We start from the raw sequence: 16866 nt of genomic DNA, 5'->3' as shown, positions 1-16866 counted from the left end.
ATGTTGTCAAAAAATGATGAAAAGATTTTAAAAAACTTAAAAGTTCTCTATATTGAAGATGAGGAAGATATTTTGAAATTTGCCTCTATGGTGCTTGAAGATTATGTGGATAGACTTGTGGTGGCTCGCAATGGTAAAGAGGCTTTGGAGATTCTAAAAAACGAAACAATAGATTTAATTATTACGGATATTTTAATGCCTAAATTAAATGGTATAGAACTTCTGCGTGAGATTCGTAAGAATCCGCTTTGGGATTTGTCCGTCATCGTGGTAACTGCGCATACTGAAACCCATTATTTGCTAGATTGTATTGAATTGCGAGTAGATGGGTATATTTTAAAACCTATTGATGTAGAGGAGCTTTTAAAAACAATTTTGCGCGCGATTTTGCCAAAATATCAGGCAAATGAATTGCGTGCTAAAAATGCGCTTTTAAATGCGATTTCTGTTTTCGTGGGTGGCAAGAAAATTGAAATTATTAAATATCTAATTGAGCATAGCAATGATGAAAATATTTTTTATGGTTCTTATGAAGATATTGTGCAAGAAGTGGGTGTAAGTAAGCCTACCGTGGTGAAAACTTTTCATCAGCTTATTGATACGGGCTTGCTCGTGCGCTTGAAAAACAAAATTTATAAGTTTCAACCCGATATTTCACAATACAAAGAAGAATCCTAATCATTCAAGATTCTTAGACCTTTAAAGTTTTTAAGTTTTTGGCGTTTTTAATCTAGAAATCGTTATAATTTGAGACAAAAGAGTAAATGTTAAAGTGCAAGAAAAAGCTTAAGTAGCTTGAAGAAAGTTAGGATATGGAAAACAAAAAAGATGTGTTTTATCTCGCAGGTTATGACCCACGCAGTTATCGCTATTATTATGCACTTTTGAAGCGGAATCTTTACAAGCAAAATTATCTTAATGGATTAAATCTTAGCATTTCTCCTTGTAGTCAAAAAAATGAGATTCCTTGTTGTGTGATTGTTGGAGAGGAATCGCAAGTTAATTATCATTTTTTGCAATGGGATAGTGTCGTCAAAAAATATTGGGCAAAAAGCTTGTGTGATTTTGTGTTTGATTTTGCTTATTTTTTAAAAACCTATATCTTTTCTGGCATTTTTAGAGTTTTTGCCAAAGAATCTAAAACGCAGTTAATTGCTGGGTTGTATCCCATTGTGTATTTTTGCTTAAGTTATGCAGTCAGTTTTGTTGGGATTTTTTATTTATTTCAAATGCTAGAATCTTGGAATCTTGCTGCTGCGATTCTTTGTGTGTTAGTGTGCTTGTGGAGTGTTACGAAAGTCATTTTATATTTGGGCAAGAAATTTGCAGTATTTTGGCTTTCTAACATTTATGTGTTTTGCGCAAAATATGCTGCGGGCAAAATTGCAGAATCTCAAGCTCTCATCAACGAGTTTAGCAATGTGATTCTCAATGTGTTGCAAAAAAAACAAGAAACAAAGAATTATGAATTGATTTTGTGCGCGCATAGTGTGGGAACGATTTTAGCAATGAGTGTTGCGGCAAGGGTGGTTAGAATTGCACAGGAGCAAAAGTTGGATTTGAAATGTTTTAAGATTCTAACGCTTGGGCAGTGCATACCGCTTGTAAGTTTTCAGAAAAGTTGCGGGCAGTTTAAGATGGATTTGCAAACGCTTGGAAATGCACCTCTTGTGTGGTTTGATTTTACCGCTAAGATTGATGGGGCTTGCTTTCCTCTGCTTGATTATTTTCGCGCTTCTGGAATCCAAGCAAAGTTTAAACCAAAGTTCTTATCGCCTAGATTCCATCAGCTTTTTACCCCGCAGACTTATAAGAAAATACGATATAATTGGTATTTGGCACATTTTTTGTATCTGTATTCTAATGAGATTTTAGGTTCATACGATTTTTTTAATTTCATTGGTGGCAAAAACACTTTAGAATCCAAAATAGGAGCCGTCTAATGGGACAATGTCCATTCTTCCCTAAGCCACATAAAAATAAAGCAAGCTTGCTGACGACATTTTTACTCAAAAGACGTTCTTGGCTTGATGGCTTGTATGAAAAAAGCTACAAAATGAAATCTGGGCAGGTTAAAATGCCCGGTTTTGACCTTTACATCGTTAATCACCCTAAAGATGTGCGTCGTGTAATGGTAGATGAGGTGCAAAAATTTCCCAAAAGCAATTGGTTACATCAGCTGCTTAAGCCTTTGCTTGGTGAGAGTATTTTCACAACAAATGGTGGAGTATGGCAAAAACAAAGGGAGCTTTTGCGCCCGAGTTTTGAGCAGGCGCGCATTACAAAAGTTTTTGGCTTAATGAATGAAGCCGTAGAAGACATGATGAAGAAGCTTTCCCGCTATCCAAATGGCGCAATCATAGAGATAGATGAGGTGATGACCTTTGTAACAGCAGATGTAATTTTTCGCACGATTCTATCCCAAAAGCTAGACGAATCACAAGGCAAAGAAGTCTTGGACGCTTTTGTAGTGTTTCAAGAGCAAACCGTGCATACAGCGATTCGTAAAATGTTTTGCATTCCACAATGGATTTCTTATCTCTTAGGGGAGCGCAAGCGAATGAGGGCAGGGGATACGATTCGTAGAGTGTTAGCAGATATTATTAAACCGCGTTATGATGCGGTGAGTGCGGGAAAGGGTGGAGAATATGAGGATATTTTGGCTTCATTGCTTGAAGTGATTGACCCACAAAGTGGCGAAAGATTCAGCTTTGAAGAGATTTTAGACCAAGTGGCAATGCTGTTTTTGGCAGGACACGAGACGAGCGCAAGTTCTTTAACTTGGACTTTATATATTTTAAGCATTTCACCGCAGGAACAAGAAAAGGCTTATCAAGAAATCTATGAAGTCGCAGGAGAGGAGATTCTTACTTTGCAACATTTGCGCAAATTAAAATATGTTTCTAATATTTTCAAAGAATCTTTGCGACTTTATCCTCCTGTTGGATTCTTTGCAAGGACTGCAAAGCAAGAGGTTAAGATTCAAAACAAATTAGTCAAAGAAGGCTCTGGTGTTGTGGTTGCTCCTTGGTTGATTCAAAGGCACGAAAGCTATTGGAAAAATCCGCACGAGTTTGACCCTAGTCGTTTTGAGGAGAAAAATGTAATTCAGAAAGACACTTATTTGCCCTTTGGAATGGGAGAGCGCATTTGTATTGGACAGGGATTCGCAATGCAAGAGGCAGTTTTGATTTTGGCAAATATTTTGAGAAATTATCAATTAAAATTGCAAGAAAATTTTGTTCCAGATGTCGTAGGGCGTCTTACAATTCGTTCGGCAAATGGAATGCAGATTCAATTCACACAAAGAAAAAATTAAATGAAAGAAAAATTAGCAGGGACTTTATTGCTATGCGCACTCGTTCCTTTAATGGTGGTTGGCTATTTGTTAATTGTGGTTGTGGGAACTTTTGGCAAGGTATCGCGTGTGAGACAAGGGGTGCGTGCATTAGATCATTTCGTGAATGCAACTTTGTTTAATGGCTATGCTTGGGAGTCTGTTTCTTCACACGCATGGCGTGAGAAGGATAAAAAATGGGCAAAAATTGTAATAAAGCTTACAGATTTTTTTCAAAAAGATCATTGCAAACGCGCGAATTCAAGAGAGCAGCCAATTATTGATTTGGTGCTTAGGAAACGTTTGAATGACCAAACAATTGGCAAGCAGTTGTAGCGCGCCTTTGTTTTTTGCATAGTTGTGCTTAGGAGATTGCCACGATTCTACAATGGAATCTCACAAGAAATGTAGAGGTTTATTAGGTTTTTTGGATTGTTTTAATGCGCTCTCCCATTCCAGCGGAATTTCTCACGTATTTCTGTGCGGGGGGGGGGGATATTTTAGAAGAAAGAGAGCCATAAAAACTACCATTGATTTGATTATGCTCTATTAGATATTTTCTGAAATTTACAAAAAGTTGTTGGTCAATTTTAAATTTCTTTGCACCACTCCAAAATTTGCTTAAGGGTTCTTGGAATGTCAATCCTTTGATGTCGTAAAATGCGCTACCACATACTTTTGTGGGGCATTTGTGCAAAATGCTTGAAAGTCCTGTTGTGCTATTAATGACGATACAGCCTAACGCATTACGTAAAAAATCAGGCAAATGTATATCGTGCAAATAAATGACGCGACTATTTACATTATATTTTCTTGCTTGTCGTTTGATAAAAATCTTGTAATTTTTATAGCCTCTGTCCATTGGGTGATGCTTGATGACTAAAAAATGTTGAGGTTTTGCGTGTTGCGCAAAGGAGCGAATAGAGTTTCTAATGAAGTTTTCAATCCTCCTTCCTTCAAAATGATTTTTGATTTGTGTATCATTATGCACTTGTAAAATAAGGGCAAAATATTGTTTTTTGGATTCTAAAATAAATTCAATGTCTTCTTTTTCGCTAAATTTATAGAGATATTTTCTAAAGAGCGAAAGAAACCAAGGAAACATTTCCATACCACTTAAACTACGGTGATGTAGCTTATTGTTAAAATACAATCCACACCAAAAAGCAGAAAACCAATACAAAAAGGAAAACCAAGCCATATTTCTAAAAGAATGCTTAATGCTGTATTCTTGTTCTTTGGATTGGGGGGTAAATTTTGAAAAAACTTGTGGGTCTTTTGGAAGTGTGGAATTTGCATTGACACCTTTATTTTCCAATGTAATAAAGTTTGGGCGAATGTAGCCTTCTTCAAATATGAAATAAGGAATCTTCAGGGATTTGGCTACTTTAATGGCGATTTTGTGCAATGGGCGGCAGTCATTGAACATAAAAATTTTTTGGATTTTATGATTGAGATAAAAATGTCTTATAAATTCTTCAAAATCCGCTAATTGACCGCGATAACTTTGTGCTTTAAAAGGAAAAAAAAGCAAATCTCCCCCATTGAAGTTTAGTTTAAAAACTTGATTGTTATTTTTTTTGAGTTTTTGTGCCAAATGATAGAAAAAAGGACCCACAGGTCCTTGTAAAAGGAGAATGTTAGAATCTCTAAATTGTGAAATTGCATTATCTAGTTGCATTGGACAATTCTTATTTGGCTTTTTATCTTAAAGGTCTAAAATGACTTTAGTTGCAACTGCCACTTGGTAAAGAATTTGTGTCAAGATACTTGTAATCTGCAATCCTCGTCCTGTTTCAATTTCTGGTAAAACAAGCACAGAATCCCCGGGTTGTATTGTTTTAGTGCCAGATGACCAATTTCCATTGTAACGTTCCGCTTTGCCATTAGAGCGAATGACTAAGATTCGTTTTTTGTTTGCGCGTTCAGTGAAATCACCTGCTAATTTAATATAGTCTCGCAAACTTTTGTTTGGTTCATAAGTGAAAGCTCCCGGTAATGCAACTTCCCCTTGCACAAGCACTAAATTGCTTTTTGCGGGAATGTTAATAATATCACCTTCTTCAAGGATTGTTTTGGTAAAGGCTTGTTTGTTTTCTAAAACAACTTGACCTTTGGGTTGAACATTTTTTGCGCGCTCAATAAACTCTAGCACCATCTGAGAATGACTTGCGCGCATACTTGCTTCTTGTGCAGTAACGGAGGAGGAAGTTAGTGCAATGGTTTCAAGTTCTTTTAATTGTGCCTCAATAAGTTGTTTTTGCGTTTGTGCGACACTTACACGATAAAGCTGAATCGCATCAATATTGGATTGTTGATTGGGTTTAAGTTTCAAGACAACCTCTGCTAGGCTTGTTCCTTTTTTGACAACCATAGAGTGCAAGCCACTATGTTCCCCCTCTATCGTAATATGGATATTTTCGGCATTGTAATCTGGGCGGAATTCCACTTCATCGCCTACTCTTAAAAGCACGGATTGGAAATCTTTTTTGTTATAGGATACAACATCTATCGTGTGATTGGGCAAATAGGAGCGCACAACTGCATTGGTTACGATAGGTTTTGCTCCTGCTGCATTTGCCAAATCTTGCAGGGTTTTGATATTGTTTTTAAGCTCAAATCGGAAAGGCTTTTGCACATCTCCCTCTGCAAAAGCATAGTTTTCAATGTTTTTGACTAAAATCACATCACCTGTCCTAAAAGGAAATAGCTTCATTTTGCCCTCAAAAAGAAAATCATACAAGTCAATGTTTAGTGCAATTTTATTGTTGCGTAGAATCTCAATATTTCTAAAACTTCCATACTCTAGGTTGATTCCACCTGCTTTGTCTAAGTATTGCACAACAGAATCAGAACTCAAGCCTTGGTAAAGACCCGGACGATTCACATTTCCTGTAACAAAAATAGAAACATTTTGATAAACATTCATATCAGCATAAACGAAAACATTTTGTTTGTAGATTTTTGCAATGCTTGATTTTAGAACTTTGACCAAATCTCCATTTCTAATGCCTAGTAGATTAACTGCTCCAACACTTGGGATAAACACATTGCCTTGTGAATCTACCATTAATTCTTGTTGAAATTCTACTGCCCCCCACATTCTAAAGTTGATTTTATCCCCCACCGCAATTTTATAATCTGGATTGTAGAGTGATTGAGAAGCTTGTGTGAAGTTGCCATTAAACAAATGTGCTCCAAATACGGCGGGCAACTGCTCGGGGAGATTTTGTGTATTGGTTGCAGGAGAATTAGGAATCGTCTGTTGGGCTTGCATTTGGTTTTGTGTTGTTTGTTGTGTATTTTGTGGCGGATAATTCTGTTCTGTTTGCTCTTGATAGGGTGGTTGGGTAGCTGAAATAGATGAAACATCAACAGCTTGTGCAAAAGCTGCAAAGAAAAAGCTGATTAATAGTGTCTGAACGGATTTTTTCATTAGTATTTATGCTCCTCTATAATCATTGCGATGAGTTTAACAATACCATAAATGGCGGATAAAAGCACAAAAATGGTGAGAATGTTATAAATCTTTTTGGGGTATTCTGGGTCTTGTGGCTCACTAGCATTTTGAATCACAACAAGTTGCTTGATTTTACGGCTAGATTCTATTCTCGTGGTTTCAATGGAAGTAAGTGCTACGGTGTATGCGTCTTGAGCAAATTGTGCTTCAATGGTCAAATCTTGAAATCTTGCTGCTAAATCATTAAGTCGTTTGGAATTGCTAGAAGAAACGATTTTGGAAGTTTCTTTGGCTAATTGTTTTTTCAAAGCATTAATTTCAGATTTTAGCATAATGATTTGTGGTGCGTTTTCGTTAAGATAGGTTTGCATAGTGGTTAATTGTGTTTCTTTTTCAGCAATTTTGCTTTCAATTCCTGTTGTCAGGTTGGCTTTTGCTTCTGCTTGTTTGAGTGGGTCAAAAACGCCATAACGACTCTGGAATGCCAAAAGCTCATTTTTGGCAGTTTGCAAACGTGTTTTTGCTTTTAAAAGTTCTTGTTCTGCAAATGCCATTTGTTCTCTTGCGGCACTTTGTGAGATTTCATTAATAAAGCGTTCGGATTCCTTTAAGATAGCCTGTGCAATGGTCTGTGCATCTTGTGGTGAGAAACCTTCAACATTCACCTGTAATAATCCAGAAGTATCATCAAGGACGGTTTCTACTCTCTTTTGATAAAACTTAAAAAAACTCTCTTGACTTGCATGGCTGCGCAACATAAAGAAAGGGTCTTTTATTTGGGAGGCGTAAAGGTTTTTGAGTTGAATCTCTTTATCAAGAATATTGAGCATATCAAGAGAGTGAATGTATTGTTTTAAAAATAGCACATCTTCTCTTGCGCTTGAATTTACACCAATAAGAGAAGCCAAACCGCTAACGGGTGTAATATCATTATTGATAGAACGCACACTTAAAGTAATAGAACTTACATAGCGGTCAGCTGCAATGAGTAAATAGTAAGCAACTACAAATATCATTAGCGCATATACGATTCTGAAGCTTTTAAGGAAAGGTAAAAGCTTTTGGAAGCCGGGTTGCTGCAAAAGGGATTTTAAAAAAGCCATTTATTGTCCTTGATACGCCTTGATGCCTTCATCTACATCATCATAGACTTTTGCTACACCATCTTGAATGTGTATGATTTTATGACACCATTTTTTGATTTCTGAAACACTATGAGAAACCAAAATAACCTTAGAGGTGCTTAGTTTTTCTTGATAGAGTGCCTCGCTTTTTTTCTTGAAAGCTGGGTCGCCTACTGCTCCTGCTTCGTCAATCAAATAATAATCAAAATCAAACGCCATACTCATACCAAATAAGACACGTGATTTCATCCCTGATGATAAGATGCCACTAGGTTCGTCAAAGAATTTACCAATTTCGGCAAAATCTTCCACAAAAGCGATTTTTTCTTTTAATGCGTCTCCTTTATAGCCATAAACACGTGCAAGAAATTTGATATTATCTCTTGAGCTTAGTGAGGATTGAAAATGCGTTCCAATCCCAATAGGGAAAGAAATTTTCTTATCTGTGATAACTCTTCCTTTATCTGGCATATCCATTCCTCCTAAGATTCGCATTAAAGTGGATTTGCCCGCTCCATTGCGTCCCATAAGTCCGATACTGCAATCATCGGGAAATTCAAAGGTTAAGTCTTTAAAGACATAATGCCGCCCTTTGTTCAAAGGATAGGATTTTGTGAGATGCTCAAGCCTAATCATTTGATTTGTCCTAGATATTTATAACGGAAAAAATAATACCAAAGCCCAATGAAGAGTAGAATAACCGCAATAGAAAAAGGATAAATAAAATTAATTCCATTTGTCAAAGGATAATTGGGGAAATAATTTTCTCGCAACATTTCAAGAAGCTGCAAAACGGGATTGTAAAGCAGAAGCTCTACAATATGGTTGGGCATAATCCACAAAGGATATAAAACTGCAGAGGCAAAGTAAAAAACATTGATTCCATAACTTATGAAGATTTGTGTATATTCTAACTCGCTACTTAAAAAAGCAAGACAAATGCCTACTGCAAATCCCAAAAGAGCTAATCCAAAAAAAGCAATGAGAACTTCTAAAAAATTCACAGGCAAAATAGGCAAATCCAAAAACCACCCAAATCCCACCATAAAGATAATAAAAATAGAAAAATAAATGCAGATTTCAAGAAGTGCGCGTGCAATAAAAACATGGATAGGCTTAACAGGTTTATAGGCTATCAAAGCAAGATTTGCTTGCACTCCAGATATAATTTGCTGAATAATGTTTCTAAACATAAAAAATGGCACAAATCCTGTAACTAAAAACATTTCCACGGGAACTTGCGGAATAGACCTTGCACGAATCACGGTAAAAATAATTAAGAAAAAAAGAATATGCGACATTGGTTCTCCAATGACCCAAAAATATCCTAATCGTTTGTTTTTGCCAAAACGTGTTTTTAGCTCCCGCAAAAATAGTGCCTGCACAATATGTGTCATTTATAAAAAACTCTCTTTTCTTTAAAAAATTATATTTTATCTCAATAAATTTTACTTGATGATTAAATCATTAATTATAAAAGAAGTTTGCTTGAATTAAGTATAAATTGACAAAAAAAAATAAATTTGTTATAGTAATGTAAATTACTCAATAAATAATCTAAATGGATTTCTATGAATTTGGTGTTTTTATATGGTTTGGAATAAGATTCTACAAATAATCGCTTTTGTTTTTATATGTTCTTTTAATTTATGGGCAAATAGTTCCAAAGACAAACTTTCGGATTCCTTAGAGTTTAAAAACGATGAAAAGTTAAAAGTATTGATTTTGAACGAAAATATGGAAGTATTGGAAGTTATAAAAGTAGATACAGAAAAAACAAATCAATTAACATTAAATTTGCCAAAAGATAAAAAGGTTTATGTTACTTTTGTGCAGCCTCAAGAAGCAGAATCCCCAATGGATTCCAATCAACTAATCTCCTCATTAAAGCAAGAATCTTTGCATCAAAGCCTTGCAAAGGAGGATTCTGCTATTTATGAGGTAGAATCTGATAAGAAAACACCCTATGAGGGACGTTTTAAGCGCAATGAATTTATGGGCGGGTTATTAGGTTTTGAGCCAGATAGATTTAATTATATTATCCCAATGAATATAAGCAGCTCAAAAGAACCCAATCAAAATAAACAGGTGGAGACAAAATTCCAAATTAGCATTAAGAAAAAACTATTAGATGATTTATTTGCGCAAGATTTAGATTTGTATTTTGCCTATACGCAACAAAGTTTTTGGCAACTTTATGATAATCAAAACTCTAGACCTTTTCGTGAAAGCAATTATGAGCCGAGTTTATATTTTAGCTATCCTTTGGAGAATTATGATTTATTTTTTAATCGTATTAATTTTGGCTATTTACATCAAAGTAATGGTGGTGACTTGAGCCATTCTCGTAGTTGGGATAGGATTTTTGCGGAGGGAATTTATAGTTATGGAAATTTTGTTGCTTCTTTAAGGGCTTGGTATAGAATCCCAGAAAAGGCTGAAAAGGACGATAATCCAGATATTACTAAATACTTAGGTTATGGCGATTTGAGTTTTGGCTATTTATGGAACAAACATCTCTTTACAGCGACTTTGAGGAATAATTTGAGAGAGGATAATAAGGGAGCTATTTTATTGGATTATTCCTACCCAATTTATAAGAATCTTTATTTGTATTTGCAATTTTTCAATGGATATGGGGAGAGTTTGCAGGATTATAATAACTCCATTAATCGCTTTGGTATTGGTATTTTGTTTAATCGTTAGGAGAATATTTATTTGGGATTTTGCTTTAATCTTTGTAAAGTGGTGGCCACGACTGGACTTGAACCAGCGACCACTACCATGTCAAGGTAGTGCTCTACCAACTGAGCTACGCGACCAAATAAAATAAAGACGAGATTCTATCACGACACACTTTTATCTTTTCTTAAAAATGTTTGATAAAGTATAAGAACAACCCCTAAATCAATCATCACATCTGCAAAGTTAAAAATTGCAAACTCAAATTGATAATGCCAAAAAATATAATCCACTACTCCTCCGTGTATGAAGCGGTCTAAGACATTAGAAAATCCCGCTCCAAAAATGATTCCAAGAGGGAGAGTATGGGATTGGACGAATTCTTGATTTTTCCATAAGTAAATAAGGATTCCAAAAAGAAGTAAAACTTGCAAAAATTTTAGCCAATCTCCCAAAAATGCGAACATAGAAAATGCTACACCTTTATTATAAACAAGAAGGAGAGAGACAAAGCGAGTTTCATAAATCATATCGCCAAACTGATAGCCTTGCAATAAAAAGGACCATTTGATGGACTGGTCTAATGCAAAAATAATAACAAATGCTATACCAAAATTTATCCATTTTTGATATAAATCCGATGAAAGGACTAGCAAATTTTTCCCTTGAAATAGGTTTCACATTCTTGCATTATTTTTTCTAATTTTTTAACTTCTTTTCCCTCAAGTAGAATCCTTAGCTTATTTTCTGTGCCACTATATCGGATTAAATGCCGAATATTATGTGATTCTATGGTTTCAAGCAAGGCTTGATAATTTTCTAGCGATTCCAATGCAGGTTTGGAATCCACATTTAAATTTTTTAAGATTTGGGGATAAAGTTTAAAACAATCTAAGGCTTTGGAGGCAGGTTTTTTAGATTTTAAAATATAGGCAATGGTTTGCAAGGCACTTACTAACCCATCTCCTGTTTTTGCAAAATCACTAAAAATAATATGTCCGCTTTGTTCTCCACCAAGATTCAAGTCCTGTGCAAGCATAGATTCTAAAACATATTTATCTCCCACATTGGAGCGAATCAATTGGATTTGATGTTCTTTTAAAAATTCCTCTAAAGCATAATTGCTCATAATTGTTGCAACCGCGGTATTATTTTTCAATGTTTTGTTTTCTTTGGCGGCGAGTGCCAAAGTTCCGATGAGTTTATCACCATGCACGACTTCGCCCTTTTCATCTACAACAACAAGCCTATCTGCATCGCCATCAAGTGCAAATCCAATGTCTGCACGCACTTTGCGCACCTCTTCTTGAAGCATAAGCGGCTGTGTCGCGCCACAATTTTCATTGATATTGAAGCCATTGGGTTCATCATTGATGACAAAAACTTCTGCTCCAAGTTCGCTAAAAATTGTAGGTGCGACCTTATAAGCTGCACCATTGGCGCAATCTATCACGACACGGATTCCGTGCAAAGATAAATCCTTTGGAAAAGAGTTTTTAATATGCACAATATAGCGTCCCACAACATCGTCAATCCGCTTACTAGAACCGACTTCTTTTCCTCTTTTTTGAGCATTTTCAAGTTGATGAGTATCGTGATAAATTTTTTCAATTCTTGCCTCATCTTTTTCATCAATCTTATAACCGCTGCGCCCAAAAAATTTGATTCCATTATCCATAAAGGGATTATGGCTTGCACTGACCATAATCCCTCCATCGCACCGCATATCTTCTGTGAGATAGGCAATCGCGGGTGTAGGCATTGGACCAATTTGTATGACTTCATATCCAACTGCTGTAAGTCCGCTAACAAGAGCATTTTCAAGCATATAGCCGCTGCGTCTAGTATCTTTGCCGACAAGGATTCTGTTTGTTTTAGAATGTTCGCGATAATAAATGCCTGCTGCGATTCCAAGTTTGAGCGCACAGAATGCGTCAAGTTTCACGCCCGCTTCGCCTCTTACGCCATCTGTTCCAAAAAGTTTCATTTCTATACCTTTTTATTTGCTTTTAATAAAAAATCAGCTAAAATTATAGCTTAAAATTTTTATAAAAGGATTAACACCCTATGGCAAATCATAAATCTGCGCAAAAACGTATTCGTCAAACAAAAACACGCACCGAACGCAATCGCTATTATAAAACAAGAATTAAAAATATGACAAGAGATTTAAGCGAAGCAATTGCTGCAAAAGACCTAAACAAAGCTCAAGAAGTATTTAAGCAAATCAACAAAAACTTCCACAGCTATGTCAGCAAAGGAATCTTGACAAAAAATACTGCTGCTAGAAAAATCAGTCGCCTCAACACTTCAGTAAAAAAACTTGCTTTAGCAAACGTTTAACTTTTGCGTTTGCGATTCTGTTTTTCTGATTTGTATGAGAGTAAATTTACCTCAATTTAGCCTTTAAGTTTCCTTATGTTAGCTTCCAAGCTTCAGCCTTTCATCAAACATTATGATGAGATTAACAAGCTCCTAACTGACCCAGAGATTTTAAAAGATATTAAACGTATTGCAGAGCTTAGCAAAGAACAAAGTGATTTAGAAGAGTTGGTGCAAAAATCGCGTCTATACCTTAAGAATCTCCAAAGTATTGAAGAGAATAAATTATTATTAGATGATAAAGATTTGGGAGATTTAGCAAAAGAAGAAATCAAAGAAGCAGAATTGCAAAATGAGTCTTTAGAATCAGAAATTAAGATTCTTTTGCTCCCAAAAGACCCAAATGACGACAAAAATATTTATTTGGAATTGCGCGCTGGTACAGGTGGAGATGAAGCGGGAATTTTCGTAGGCGATTTATTCCGCACTTATGTGCGTTATGCAGAATTAAAATCGTGGAAAGTAGAGATTATCAGCTCTAGTGAAAATAATTTTGGTGGCTATAAGGAAGTGATTGCCCTTATAAAAGGTAAGGGAGCATATTCAAGACTTAAGTATGAGGGCGGCACGCATCGTGTGCAGCGCGTGCCAGAAACAGAATCACAAGGGCGCATTCACACTTCGGCAATCACAGTGGCGATTATGCCAGAAGTAGATGATATGGAAGTTACGATTAATCCCAATGACCTGCGAATTGAGGTGTTTCGTGCAGGAGGGCACGGGGGACAATGCGTCAATACTACGGATTCCGCGGTAAGAATTACGCATATCCCGACAGGTATTAGTGTCTCTATGCAAGACGAGAAATCTCAACACAAAAACAAAGACAAAGCCTTGAAAATCTTAAAAGCTAGAATCTATGAAGAGCAATTAGAAGCGCAAATGGAACAAAATGCGCAAGAGCGAAAATCACAAGTAGGAAGTGGCGACAGAAGTGAGCGCATAAGAACTTACAATTATCCACAGAATCGCCTGACAGACCATCGCGTGGGTTTAACATTGTATAGCTTAGAAGAAATTATGTTAAGCGGTAATTTGGATATGGTGATTGACCCTATTGTGGCATATTTTCAAGCAGAAGCTTTGCAGAATAGTGGCATCTCTTAGGCATAATTCTCTTAAGCAATAAAGCAGGTAAGAGTTTTAAAAGTTTAATTTAAGTTTTGTTTTACTTAAAAAAGATATAATTATGCTTCTTTTTTACAAGGACAGATGGGTGAGTTGGCTGAAACCACATCCCTGCTAAGGATGCGTAGTCGTAAGATTACCGAGAGTTCGAATCTCTCTCTGTCCGCCACTTGAATTTCCACAGCAAAAATGATAAATATTTTTAATTCTAATTAGCTAGAAAATTTAATAATCTTTAACCTCGTCATCTTTGCAGAAATCTTACAAGAACCATACTGCTTTAGTCATTGTGAGGTTTTTAAGCCGAAGCAATCTATAATTAAGGATCTCGCAAGGATAGACATTGATAATAAGCTTGTCCGAAGCTAATACCGCCGTCATTGCAGGGAATTTGATGATGTAAATAGACTTTCTTGCCCTCTAAGGCTTCTAGTGTTAATTGTGTTAAGAGCTTGTTTTGAAAACATCCGCCACTAAGCGCAATGTTTGTAGAATCTTGTGCAATGGCAGCAATGATTTTTGCTAAAGTATAATGAAAATTGAATGCAATTTGTGGTAGAGGAATCGCATTTTGCAAATCTTGATAAATGGCTTGAATTAAAAATTGCCATAAGATAAGATTATCTCTTATTTCATAAGGATAAGCCTTTGGGGTTTTATCTTTTGTGGCAAGAGATTCTAAAATCATTCCACCCTCTCCCTCATAATCTACCTTGAAACAAACCCCACAAAGTGCGCTCACTGCGTCAAATAATCTCCCTACAGAGTTGCAGAGTATTTTTTTGTCTGATTGGTGGAAATGATAGAAGGTTTCTAGTGTAGAATCCCCAAATTCTTGCTTTAAAGATTTCAATAAGAGCAAATTTAATTGCGTATAATCCTCTTTAAAAGCATTAAATAGGACTTCTAAACCAAGCCTCCGAATGTCTCTAATGGCTTTTTCACCCCCTAAAAGCGCGAAATTATCAAAATGTGCGACACGAGAAAACTCCAAAGGTTTGCTAGGATTCCATTTTAAAAACTCTCCACCCCAAATGTTGCCATCTATTCCATAGCCTGTGCCATCAAAAATTACACCCAAAACTTCGTGTTCAATGGAATTTTCTGCAATATTAGAAAGCAAATGCGCAAAATGGTGTTGGACGAAGTGGGTTTGTGTGTTTTTATCTACAAAATCTCTTTGTGTGTAGTTTGGATGTAAATCTAACACAGAGGTTTTAAAATCTGCTTTGTATTGCGTGCAAAAAAGTTGCTGTGTATTGATAAAATTACTTAGACTTGCTGGATTATCCAAATCTCCCAAATACGGACTTAAAAGGGTTTTGTTGCGAAAATGCAGACAAAAAGTTGCTTTTTGTTGTGCTCCTAAGGCGATGAAATCTTGAGAATGATTTGTGTCAAGTGGCAAAGAAATATCACACAAAAACCCCCTAGCACGACGCATAACTTGGAAATTTCCCAAAAGATTTTTTTCTTTTAAATGATAAGATTGCACTAAACTATCGTCTATTGCATTTAAAATCTCACGATTATAGGATAAGATTCCATCGCATACCTCTCCTAAATGCTCTATGATTGCGCTAAAACTCTTGATGATAGGCTCTCCGCTTAAATTTGCACTTGTAAAAATCAGCGGAAAGTCTAATGCATGGGTCAGCAAATAATGCAAGGGCGCATAAGGCAGAATAATGCCTAAAGTCTTAAGATTTGGGGCAATGCAGTGTAGTGGCAGGGCGTGGGATTTAGTATGTGATTCCACGCTTTTTGTCTCTGCAAGGAGAATCGGTGCGATAGGTGAGGTTAAAATTCCCTTTTCATCTGCGTTTAATTGCACATAATGTTCTGCCATTTTTAAGTCTTTACATAGAATCGCAAAAGGCTTTCTAGGACGATGTTTGCGCTCTCTTAAGAGTGTGATTGCTTCAGTGTTGAGTGCATTGCATACAAGCGCATAGCCTCCGATTCCTTTAATAGCTAGGATTTTGCCCTTTTTTAAATCCTTAATCGCCTCTTCTAAGGGATTGTGCGCAAAATGTAGCTTATGTTTTTTTGCTTTCTCGTAGAGTTCGGAATCGGGAATGTTTTTTAGGAATTCTTTTGCGGTAATAAAGTCTTTTAAATGATGGGTGTAAAATAGTTTTGGTCCGCAAACTTGACAGCAGTTAATTTCTGAATGGAATCGGCGTGAATTTGGATTATCATATTCACTTTGACATTCTTTGCACATTTGAAATTTTTGCATTGCAGTGTTCTTTCTGTCATAAGGTAAGGCAGAGATGAGGCTATATCGTGCGCCACAATTTGTGCAACTAATAAATGAATAGCCAAAGCGGCGATTATTGGGGTCAAACAATTCCTCTAAGCAATTTTGACAGAGCGCAATATCCGCTGGAATCGTAGCACTTAAAAGAGAGTTTTGCTGGCTTTGTTGAATCGTAAAATCTTGATAAAGTTTATGTGCAGAACAAGGATTTTTGGAGAAATGCGCGATTTTCGCTGCTTTTGGAGGATTTTGTAAATCTTTTGCAAAGGCTTTTAAGTCTTTCTTATTTCCTTGCACTAGGATAAAAACTCCTTGCGTATCGTTGCATACAAAGCCTTTCAGGTTGTGTTTGGTTGCGATTTTATACACAAAAGGGCGGAATCCCACACCTTGCACTACGCCTTGCAAGCGAAATTCATAGCTTAAGAGCGGAGAATTGGGAGGGGTTTTTGATGGATTTGTTTTGTTTTTGGGCATTTTTAAATTCTCT

15 protein-coding genes and 2 tRNA genes are annotated in these 16866 nt (G+C 36.2%); 8 read left to right on the top strand and 9 right to left on the bottom strand.

What is annotated here, in order from left to right; translation table 11 throughout:
- From CQA43_RS05730 to CQA43_RS05715, 4 genes are all read left to right on the top strand, one after another.
- Positions 1-678 (top strand): response regulator, encoded by a 678-nt coding sequence (locus CQA43_RS05730; RefSeq protein WP_115551665.1) that lies wholly within the window; start codon positions 1-3, stop codon positions 676-678.
- A 134-nt stretch (positions 679-812) separates the two neighbouring features.
- On the top strand, positions 813-1943 hold the full coding sequence (locus CQA43_RS05725; protein ID WP_115551664.1) for a hypothetical protein: 1131 nt from the start codon (positions 813-815) through the stop codon (positions 1941-1943).
- Positions 1943-3319 (top strand): cytochrome P450, encoded by a 1377-nt coding sequence (locus tag CQA43_RS05720; protein ID WP_115551663.1) that lies wholly within the window; start codon positions 1943-1945, stop codon positions 3317-3319. The genes CQA43_RS05725 and CQA43_RS05720 overlap by 1 nt, the downstream gene beginning before the upstream one ends.
- Positions 3320-3673: a hypothetical protein gene (locus CQA43_RS05715; protein ID WP_115551662.1), complete on the top strand. Its 354-nt coding sequence runs from the start codon at positions 3320-3322 to the stop codon at positions 3671-3673.
- An 82-nt stretch (positions 3674-3755) separates the two neighbouring features.
- On the opposite strand, the gene kpsS is transcribed toward CQA43_RS05715, so the two are convergent.
- From kpsS to kpsM, 5 genes are read right to left on the bottom strand one after another with little or no spacing between them, the layout of a single operon-like run.
- The gene (kpsS, locus tag CQA43_RS05710) at positions 3756-5018 is read right to left on the bottom strand and encodes a capsule polysaccharide modification protein KpsS (RefSeq protein ID WP_115551661.1); all 1263 of its coding nucleotides are present in this window, start codon (positions 5016-5018) and stop codon (positions 3756-3758) included.
- Between the two features lie 27 nt (positions 5019-5045).
- Positions 5046-6773, bottom strand: a complete 1728-nt coding sequence (locus tag CQA43_RS05705; RefSeq protein ID WP_115551660.1) for a polysaccharide biosynthesis/export family protein — start codon at positions 6771-6773, stop codon at positions 5046-5048.
- Positions 6773-7900 carry a capsule biosynthesis protein gene (locus CQA43_RS05700; protein ID WP_115551659.1) on the bottom strand — a complete coding sequence of 376 codons (1128 nt, stop codon included), beginning with the start codon at positions 7898-7900 and terminating at the stop codon, positions 6773-6775. Before CQA43_RS05700 ends, CQA43_RS05705 begins: the two co-directional genes overlap by 1 nt.
- Complete coding sequence (locus tag CQA43_RS05695; protein ID WP_115551658.1) at positions 7901-8557, bottom strand: ABC transporter ATP-binding protein; 657 nt, start codon at positions 8555-8557, stop codon at positions 7901-7903.
- Positions 8554-9318 carry a capsule polysaccharide transporter KpsM gene (kpsM, locus tag CQA43_RS05690; RefSeq protein ID WP_115551657.1) on the bottom strand — a complete coding sequence of 255 codons (765 nt, stop codon included), beginning with the start codon at positions 9316-9318 and terminating at the stop codon, positions 8554-8556. Before kpsM ends, CQA43_RS05695 begins: the two co-directional genes overlap by 4 nt.
- A 193-nt stretch (positions 9319-9511) precedes the next feature.
- Here kpsM and CQA43_RS05685 point away from each other — a divergent pair, with 193 nt between their 5' ends.
- Positions 9512-10627, top strand: coding sequence for a phospholipase A (locus CQA43_RS05685; RefSeq protein WP_115551656.1), 1116 nt, complete (start codon positions 9512-9514; stop codon positions 10625-10627).
- 40 nt (positions 10628-10667) lie between these two features.
- Here CQA43_RS05685 and CQA43_RS05680 read toward each other — a convergent pair.
- From CQA43_RS05680 to glmM, 3 genes are all read right to left on the bottom strand, one after another.
- A tRNA-Val gene (locus CQA43_RS05680) sits at positions 10668-10743 on the bottom strand.
- Between the two features lie 24 nt (positions 10744-10767).
- Positions 10768-11259: a signal peptidase II gene (lspA, locus tag CQA43_RS05675; RefSeq protein ID WP_181881638.1), complete on the bottom strand. Its 492-nt coding sequence runs from the start codon at positions 11257-11259 to the stop codon at positions 10768-10770.
- Positions 11253-12590, bottom strand: a complete 1338-nt coding sequence (glmM, locus tag CQA43_RS05670; RefSeq protein WP_115551655.1) for a phosphoglucosamine mutase — start codon at positions 12588-12590, stop codon at positions 11253-11255. The genes lspA and glmM overlap by 7 nt, the downstream gene beginning before the upstream one ends.
- A gap of 80 nt (positions 12591-12670) precedes the next feature.
- Here glmM and rpsT point away from each other — a divergent pair, with 80 nt between their 5' ends.
- From rpsT to CQA43_RS05655, 3 genes are all read left to right on the top strand, one after another.
- Positions 12671-12946, top strand: a complete 276-nt coding sequence (gene rpsT / locus CQA43_RS05665; protein ID WP_115551654.1) for a 30S ribosomal protein S20 — start codon at positions 12671-12673, stop codon at positions 12944-12946.
- A gap of 75 nt (positions 12947-13021) precedes the next feature.
- Positions 13022-14092: a peptide chain release factor 1 gene (gene prfA / locus CQA43_RS05660; protein ID WP_115551653.1), complete on the top strand. Its 1071-nt coding sequence runs from the start codon at positions 13022-13024 to the stop codon at positions 14090-14092.
- Positions 14093-14191: 99 nt separating this feature from the next.
- A tRNA-Ser gene (locus tag CQA43_RS05655) sits at positions 14192-14282 on the top strand.
- A 150-nt stretch (positions 14283-14432) separates the two neighbouring features.
- On the opposite strand, the gene hypF is transcribed toward CQA43_RS05655, so the two are convergent.
- Entirely contained in the window at positions 14433-16853 is a 2421-nt protein-coding gene (hypF, locus tag CQA43_RS05650; RefSeq protein WP_115551652.1) for a carbamoyltransferase HypF, read from the bottom strand.
- Between the last annotated feature and the right edge of the window lie 13 nt (positions 16854-16866).

Source organism: Helicobacter ganmani, from assembly GCF_003364315.1.
GTDB classification, from domain to species: domain Bacteria; phylum Campylobacterota; class Campylobacteria; order Campylobacterales; family Helicobacteraceae; genus Helicobacter_D; species Helicobacter_D ganmani.
The sequence above is the reverse complement of the archived record's forward strand: the minus strand, read 5'-3'. Positions and strand labels throughout refer to the sequence as shown.